This window comes from Stenotrophomonas sp. STEN008 (assembly GCF_056760435.1).
The window spans coordinates 112,400-119,562 of sequence record NZ_JBRRET010000009.1; the positions used below are offsets into that span (position 1 = coordinate 112,400).

Genomic DNA, 7,163 nt, shown 5'->3' on the forward strand with positions numbered 1-7,163 from the left:
TCCGGAATGGGTGCGATTGTCTGCTTCGGCGAAATTTTGATCGATCTACTGGCGCAGCCGCCGGCCAATGCGGACACGCCGCGCGCGTTCCTGCAATACGCCGGCGGGGCACCGGCCAACGTCGCGGTGGCTGCCGCGCGGCTGGGCGCGAAGACCCAGTTCGTCGGCATGCTGGGCCGCGACATGTTCGGCGACTTCCTGGCCGAAAGCCTGGCCGAGCACGGTGTCGGTACCGACTACATCGTCCGCACCGATGCCGCCAAGACCGCGCTGGCGTTCGTCGCTCTCGATGCAGAGGGGGAGCGCAGCTTCAGCTTCTACCGCCCGCCGGCGGCCGATCTGCTGTTCCGCGACAGTGATTTCCAGGCCGCCTGCTTCGACAGTGCGCAGTGCTTCCACGTCTGCTCCAACAGCCTGACCGAGGCGGCGATCGCGGACGCAACCTTCGCGGGCATGGAGCGCGCGCGCGCTGCCGGGGCTGTGGTCAGTCTCGACCTCAACCTGCGGCCGGCGCTGTGGCCGGCCGATGTCGATCCGTCGCCGCGCCTGTGGCAGGCGCTCGAACGCGCGGACCTGGTCAAGCTGTCGCGCGAAGAACTGGACTACCTGGCGGCGCCCCTGGGCGACGGCGGCGAGGACGCGGTGCTGCAGCGGCTGCTGGCGGCGCAGGCTCGCTGGGTGATCGTGACCGATGGTGCGGCCACGCTGTGCTGGTACACCCGCCAGGCGCAGGGCACGGTGACCAGCTTCCAGGTCGCGGCTGTCGATACCACCGCAGCCGGTGATGCCTTCGTGGGAGGCGTGCTGGTGGGACTGCTGGAGCGGGGTGGCGCAGGCGCGGGATTCAGCGCGTTCTGCCAGGACCCGCAGGCCATCGACGCCACGCTGCGCTTCGGTGCCGCGGTCGGCGCGCTGGCCGTTACCCGCAAGGGCGCGTTCGCCGCGATGCCCTCGCTCGACGAAGTGCAGCAGCTGCTGCAGGCACAGGACATTACCGCATGAGCACCTCGCCCGACTTCCGTTCGCCCGCGTTCCTGCGCGCGCATATCGCCGATACCCTGGCGTTCTATCATCCGCGCTGCATCGATCCGGCCGGTGGTTTCTTCCATTATTTCCGTGACGACGGCAGCGTCTACGATGCCAGCCATCGCCATCTGGTAAGCAGCACCCGTTTCGTCTTCAACTACGCGATGGCCTATCGCGAGTTCGGCAAGGCCGAGTACCGCGAGGCCGTCGAGCATGGCGTGCGCTATCTGCGTGAGGTGCACCGCAATCCGGCCACCGGTGGCTATGCCTGGACCCTGCGCGATGGCCAGGTCGAGGACGACATGAATCACTGCTATGGCGTGGCGTTCGTCCTGCTGGCCTACAGCTGCGCGTTGAAGGCCGGCATCGAGCAGGCCCGCGCGTGGATGGATGAGACCTGGCAGCTGCTGGAGGCGCGCTTCTGGGAGCCGCAGCACGGTCTGTACCGGGACGAGGCGGACGGCCAGTGGAACTTCACCGGTTACCGTGGACAGAACGCCAACATGCACATGTGCGAGGCCATGCTGGCTGCGTTCGAGGCCAGTGGCGAACAGCGCTATGTGGAACGTGCCCTGCAGCTGGCCGACAACATGACCCGTCGCCAGGCAGCCAAGGCCGGTGGCCTGGTATGGGAGCACTACGATTCCAGCTGGGAGATCGACTGGAACTACAACCTGGACGACCCCAAGCATCTGTTCCGTCCCTGGGGTTTCCAGCCGGGCCACCAGACGGAGTGGGCCAAACTGCTGCTGATCCTGGATCGGCACGTGCAGGCCGACTGGCTGGTACCCACGGCGCGTCATCTGTTCGACGTGGCCGTGGAGCGCAGCTGGGACGAGGCCCGTGGTGGCCTGTACTACGGTTTCGCGCCGCAGTCACGGCGGCAGCCGGGCATGGACGGCGCGCCGATCGGCGGCGACAGCTTCGTCTGCGACGACGACAAGTACTTCTGGGTACAGGCCGAAACCCTGGCAACCGCTGCGCTGATGGCTGCGCGCACCGGTGATGACCGCTACTGGCAGTGGTACGACCGCATCTGGGCCTATTCCTGGGAGCACTTCGTCGATCACCGCTACGGCGCCTGGTTCCGCATCCTCGATGCAGACAACCGCAAGTACAGCGATGAAAAGAGCCCCGCAGGCAAGGTGGATTACCACACCATGGGTGCCTGCTACGAAGTGCTGAACGTCGTGCGTTGAGCATGACCGGTAGCGCCGGGCCATGCCCGGCGAAGCATGATCGGTAGCGCCGGGCCATGCCCGGCGGACACAACAGGAGTCCCGCCCGTGCATCGCCCTTTCCGTGCCGTTTGCCCATTCGCCTCTCTGGCCCTGTTGTGGATTGCCACTCTCGTATTCCCGGCAGCGGCCGCTCCGTTACAGGCAAGCTGGGAGTTCCGCATGCTGCCGGGCGACGCGCAGGGCGCGGCGCATCCCGGCCTGCAGCAATGGCGCAGCGCGCAGGTGCCGGGCAGCATCCACACCGACCTGCTGGCGCATGAACTGATCCGTGATCCTTACGTCGGCGCCGCCGAGGCCGAGCTGCAGTGGATCGGCCTGGCGGCATGGGAATACCGTGCACGCTTCGATGTGGACGCCGCGACCCTGGCCAGGCCGAACGCGGAACTGCGCTTTGACGGTCTGGATACGTACGCGGAAGTCACCCTCAACGGCAGGCCGCTGCTGCGCGCCGACAACGCTCACCGCAGCTGGCGCGTGCGCGTGGACGGCCGCCTGAAGGCGACGGGCAACACGCTGCAGATCGTGTTCCGTTCGCCGATCCGCACGCTGCTGCCCGCTGTCCAGGCGATGCCGAACAGGATTGCTGGCAATTATCCTTCGCCCTACGGTGACGAGCCGAAGGATGCGATGGTCGGTAATTTCGCGCGCAAGCCGGCCTACCATTTCGGCTGGGACTGGGGTCCGCGCTATGTCACCGCCGGGGTCTGGCGTGGCATCGACCTGGAGTCCTGGGGGGAGCGCCGCCTCGGCGATGTGGCCGTACGCACCGAGATGCTGGACGCGCAGCAGGCGAAGCTTGCGGTAGTGCTGCAGGTGGAACAGGACGCTGCCGCGGGTACCGCGGCCGTCGATGTGGAGGTGTTCGATCCGGAGATGCGCAGTGTCGCGCGGGTGCAGCGGCACGTTGCAGTGGCCCCGGGAGCGAATACGGTGGAGCTGCCTGTGGCGCTTGCCCAGCCGCGCCGCTGGTGGCCGGTCGGCTACGGGGCACAGGATCGCTACGTGGTGGCGGTCCGCCTGGACAGCGGCGATAGCGAGTCGCTCGCGCGCGAGCAGCGCATCGGCCTGCGCACGGTCGAACTGCGCCGCGACAAGGACGCTGATGGCGGCCAGGGCTTCGCATTCGTCATCAACGGCGTGCCGGTCTTCGCCAAGGGTGCGAACGTGATTCCCTTCGACGCGTTCCCGGCCCATGTGGATCCCGCGCGCGTGCGCCAGGTGCTGACCGCCGCGCGCGACGCCAACATGAACATGCTGCGCAACTGGGGCGGCGGCTACTACGAAAACGATGTGTTCTTCGATATTGCCGATGAACTGGGCCTGCTGGTCTGGCAGGACTTCATGTTCGGCGGCGGCATGCAGCCCGGCTACGACCCGGCATTCCGCGCCAGCGTGGTTGCCGAAGCGCGCGACAACGTGCGCCGCCTGCGCCATCACCCCAGCATCGTGTTGTGGTGTGGCAACAACGAAGAGGAAACCGCGTGGAAGGACTGGGGCCATGGCCGCGACCTGAAGGCCGCAGATCCGGTCTTCGCCGCAAAGGTCTGGCAGGGCTATGTGGACCTGTTCGGCAATGACCTGCGTGCGGTGGTCCGTGAAGAAGGGCTGGGGGTGCCGTACTGGTCCAGTTCGCCCAGCAACGACCTCGACGAGAAGGCCAACGACTCCACCCGTGGCGACAAGCACTACTGGCAGGTGTGGGGCAATCCGGCGTTGCCGGTGCAGGCCTATCTGCGCGAGACGCCGCGCTTCATGTCCGAGTACGGCCTGCAGGCGTGGCCGGCCGTGGCTACGGTGGACCAGATCGCAACCCGCGCCGAGCAGCGGATCGACAGCCCGGTGATTCGCGCGCACCAGAAATTCATGGCGGGCGAGGGCAACAGCCGTCTGCTGCACTATATCGAGCGGGGTTACGGTACGCCGAAGGATTTCGGGGACTTCGTGTATCTCAGCCAGGTGATGCAGGCCGATGGCATCGCTCTGGCAGCGCTGCACCATCGCGCCTCACGCCCCTACACGATGGGCTCGCTCTACTGGCAGCTCAATGACGTATGGCCGGGTGCGTCCTGGTCGAGTGTGGACTACTTCGGGCGCTGGAAGGCGCTGCACTACCAGGCGCGGCGCTTCTTCGCTCCCGTTGCCGTGGCGGCGCTGCGTGACGAGGGCACGACACGCGTGCGTCTGCTCAACGATGGCGACGCCGGCGAGGCGCGCTGGCGGCTGCGGGTGATGGATGTCGACGGCAAAGTGCTACGTCGTCGCGAGCAGGCGGTGACCCTGGCGGCCGCGGGCGTGACGGCGGTCGGCGATTTCAGTGATGCCGAACTGCTGGCGGGTGCCGATCCGAAGCGCACGATTGCCGTGTTCGAGGTGCTGCAGGGAAGGAAGACGACTGCGCGTCAGGTCGTTGGATTCGTCGAAGCGAAGGATCAGGTACTGCCCCGCCAGGCGCTCAGGGCCACGCTGGACATCGAGGGGGACCACTACCGGCTGCGGCTGCAGAGCAGCGCATTCGTGCGCGCGGCATGGGTGGACTTCGGTGCCCTGGAGGTGCAACTGGAGGACAACCTGCTCGATCTGCTGCCGGGCGAGAGCCGCGACATCAGCGTGCGCGGCCCGGTGGATCTGGCCACGCTGCGCGAGGCGCTGGAGGTGCGCAGCCTCAACGATCGTTGAGGGGCGCCGTCGGCGGTACCTGGCCTGGGCCGCAGCCAACCCGGGTTGGCTGCGACCAGAAAGGGATCGTGTTACAGCTGGATCTGCTGGAAGTTCTCGACCCGCTCGTGACCGTGGGCGGCGTCGCCGACGCGCGGCATCGGGTAGTCGTCCAGACGATCCAGCAGGCGGGTCTGCAGACCGGCCTCGCGCGCGGCATCAAGCTCTTCCACCACGTCGGACAGGAACAGGATCTCGCCTGCCGGCACGCCGATGGACTGGACGATGCGGCGGTAACTGTCGGCCTCACGCTTGCCGCCGATCTCGGTGTCGAACCAGCCTGACACCAGCGGGCTGAGATCGCCCGCGTCGCTGAAACCGAAAAACAGCTTCTGCGCCGGCACCGAACCGGAGGAGTAGACGTACAGCGGCAGGCCCGAGGCATGCCATCCCTTCAGCACCGGCGCCACTTCCGGATAGAAGTGCGCGGTGTAGTCGCCACGGCGATAGCCGGCGTCCCAGATCAGGCCCTGCAGCGCCTTCAGCGCCGTGTGCTTGCGGTCCTGGTCGATCCAGCCCTGCAGGGTCTCGGCGACCAGGCTGTCCTGGCAGGCGCCGCCGATTTCGCTGGCCACCGTGTCCAGCCAGCGGCGCACGTCCGGTCGCTGGCCATGCTCGGCCACGAAGCCGGGCAGGGCCTGGCGCGCATAGGGGAACAGCACGTTCTTGACGAACGAGATGCTGCTGGTGGTGCCTTCGATGTCGGTCAGGATGACGCGGGGCTGCATGGATCAGGATGCCTGGGTCGGAACGTAACGGGGAAATTTCTGCGCGATGTCGGTGCCGGTGAAGTGGCCGACCCAGCCATCCGGCTCGGTGAAGAAGCGGATGGCCACGAAACTCGGCTCCTCGCCCATGTCGAACCAGTGCGTGGTGCCATCGGGCACGGCGATCAGGTCGTCCTTCACGCATTCGATCTCGTAGACCTTGTCACCCACGTGCAGGGTGAACAGCCCCGAGCCGGCAACGAAGAAGCGCACTTCGTCTTCCTTGTGGAAGTGCTCGTCGAGGAACTTCCTGCGCAGCTCGGCGCGGTTGGGATTGTCCGGCGCGATCGACGCCACATCCACGCTCTTGAAGCCGCGTTCGGCGACCAGGCGATCGATGTCGGCGCGGTAAGCGGCGAACACCTCGTCCTGGCTGGCGCCCGGCGCGACCGGTGCGGTGGCCTGCCAGCGCTCGAAGGTCACGCCGATCTTCTGCAGCTCGGCAGCGATGATGGCGCCGTCCTGGCTGTCCAGCAGCGGGGATTCGGGGCGGGTGTCGTCGTAGATGCGCAGTCGGCTCATGGCGGCAGCTTGAACGTCTCGGGGGGAGGACAGGGTAGCAGGGTGGCGGGCGGGCGCAGATTGCGGTTTGGAATCTGCTCAGCCACGCAGCCTGCGCAGTTCCAGTTCGCAGTGCAGCAGGAACTCGAATGCCTCAAGGTGGCGGCGCGCTTCGGCCATGTCGCGGCCCCAGGCGTACAGGCCGTGGCCATCGATCAGGTAGCCCCACAGCGTCTGGCGGTCCAGCAGATCCTCGACCTGGGCCGACAGCACGTTCATGTCCTGGGTGTTGGTGAACACCGGAACGTCGATGGCCATCTCGTGCGTGCTGTTGCCGGCAAAGGCTTTCAGCAGCTCATAGCCTTCCAGGCGGATGTGCCCCTGCGGTGCATACAGGCGCGAGGCGACGGTCTGCACCGGCGAATGCGTGTGCAGGACGCAGCCGACTTCCGGGAAACGCCGGTACAGCTGCGTGTGCAGCAGCGTCTCGGCGGACGGGCGCAGCGGACGGCCGACGGCCTGGCCATCGAAGTCCACGACCATGATGTCGTCCTCGATCAGCCGCCCCTTGTCCTTGCCGGAGACGGTGATTGCCGCATGGCGGTCGTCGAGCCGATGGGAGAAGTTGCTGCTGGTGGCCGGGGTCCAGCCGGCCTGGGCCAGTTCGCGGACGTTGTCGATCAGCAGCTGGGCGAGCTCGCTCAGGCGCGCGGTGTCGTAGGGGAGGGGGGCGGCGTTCATGCGGGCGATTTTACTGGATTCGGCCAACGGCTGAGCCCCTCGTGGCTGTCTCGCCGGGCGGGATTTCTTGCTTTGGCCGGGGGGGGGGGGGGGGGGGGGGGGGGCCGGCAAAAAAACAAAGGGGGGGGGGGGGCCGCGCGGGCGCCCCGCCCCCCCCCCCCCCCCCCCCCCC

At 67.3% G+C, this 7,163-nt stretch carries 6 protein-coding genes; 3 read left to right on the forward strand and 3 right to left on the reverse strand.

Annotation, left to right across the window (positions count from 1 at the left end; genetic code table 11):
• Positions 1–6: 6 nt before the first annotated feature.
• The 3 genes from ACVOME_RS07110 to ACVOME_RS07120 are packed head-to-tail and all read left to right on the forward strand — an operon-like array spanning position 7 to position 4,943.
• Positions 7–1,002, forward strand: coding sequence for a carbohydrate kinase family protein (locus tag ACVOME_RS07110; RefSeq protein WP_481504892.1), 996 nt, complete (start codon positions 7–9; stop codon positions 1,000–1,002).
• Positions 999–2,225, forward strand: coding sequence for an AGE family epimerase/isomerase (locus ACVOME_RS07115; RefSeq protein ID WP_481504893.1), 1,227 nt, complete (start codon positions 999–1,001; stop codon positions 2,223–2,225). The genes ACVOME_RS07110 and ACVOME_RS07115 overlap by 4 nt, the downstream gene beginning before the upstream one ends.
• A 36-nt stretch (positions 2,226–2,261) precedes the next feature.
• Positions 2,262–4,943 carry a beta-mannosidase gene (locus ACVOME_RS07120; protein WP_481504894.1) on the forward strand — a complete coding sequence of 894 codons (2,682 nt, stop codon included), beginning with the start codon at positions 2,262–2,264 and terminating at the stop codon, positions 4,941–4,943.
• A 71-nt stretch (positions 4,944–5,014) separates the two neighbouring features.
• Here the strand turns inward: ACVOME_RS07120 and mtnC are convergent, their stop codons facing one another.
• From mtnC to ACVOME_RS07135, 3 genes are all read right to left on the reverse strand, one after another.
• Positions 5,015–5,710 (reverse strand): acireductone synthase, encoded by a 696-nt coding sequence (gene mtnC / locus ACVOME_RS07125; RefSeq protein WP_065182688.1) that lies wholly within the window; start codon positions 5,708–5,710, stop codon positions 5,015–5,017.
• 3 nt (positions 5,711–5,713) lie between these two features.
• The gene (locus ACVOME_RS07130; RefSeq protein WP_053516703.1) at positions 5,714–6,271 is read right to left on the reverse strand and encodes a 1,2-dihydroxy-3-keto-5-methylthiopentene dioxygenase; all 558 of its coding nucleotides are present in this window, start codon (positions 6,269–6,271) and stop codon (positions 5,714–5,716) included.
• Positions 6,272–6,349: 78 nt separating this feature from the next.
• Entirely contained in the window at positions 6,350–6,991 is a 642-nt protein-coding gene (locus ACVOME_RS07135) for a methylthioribulose 1-phosphate dehydratase (RefSeq protein WP_481504895.1), read from the reverse strand.
• Between the last annotated feature and the right edge of the window lie 172 nt (positions 6,992–7,163).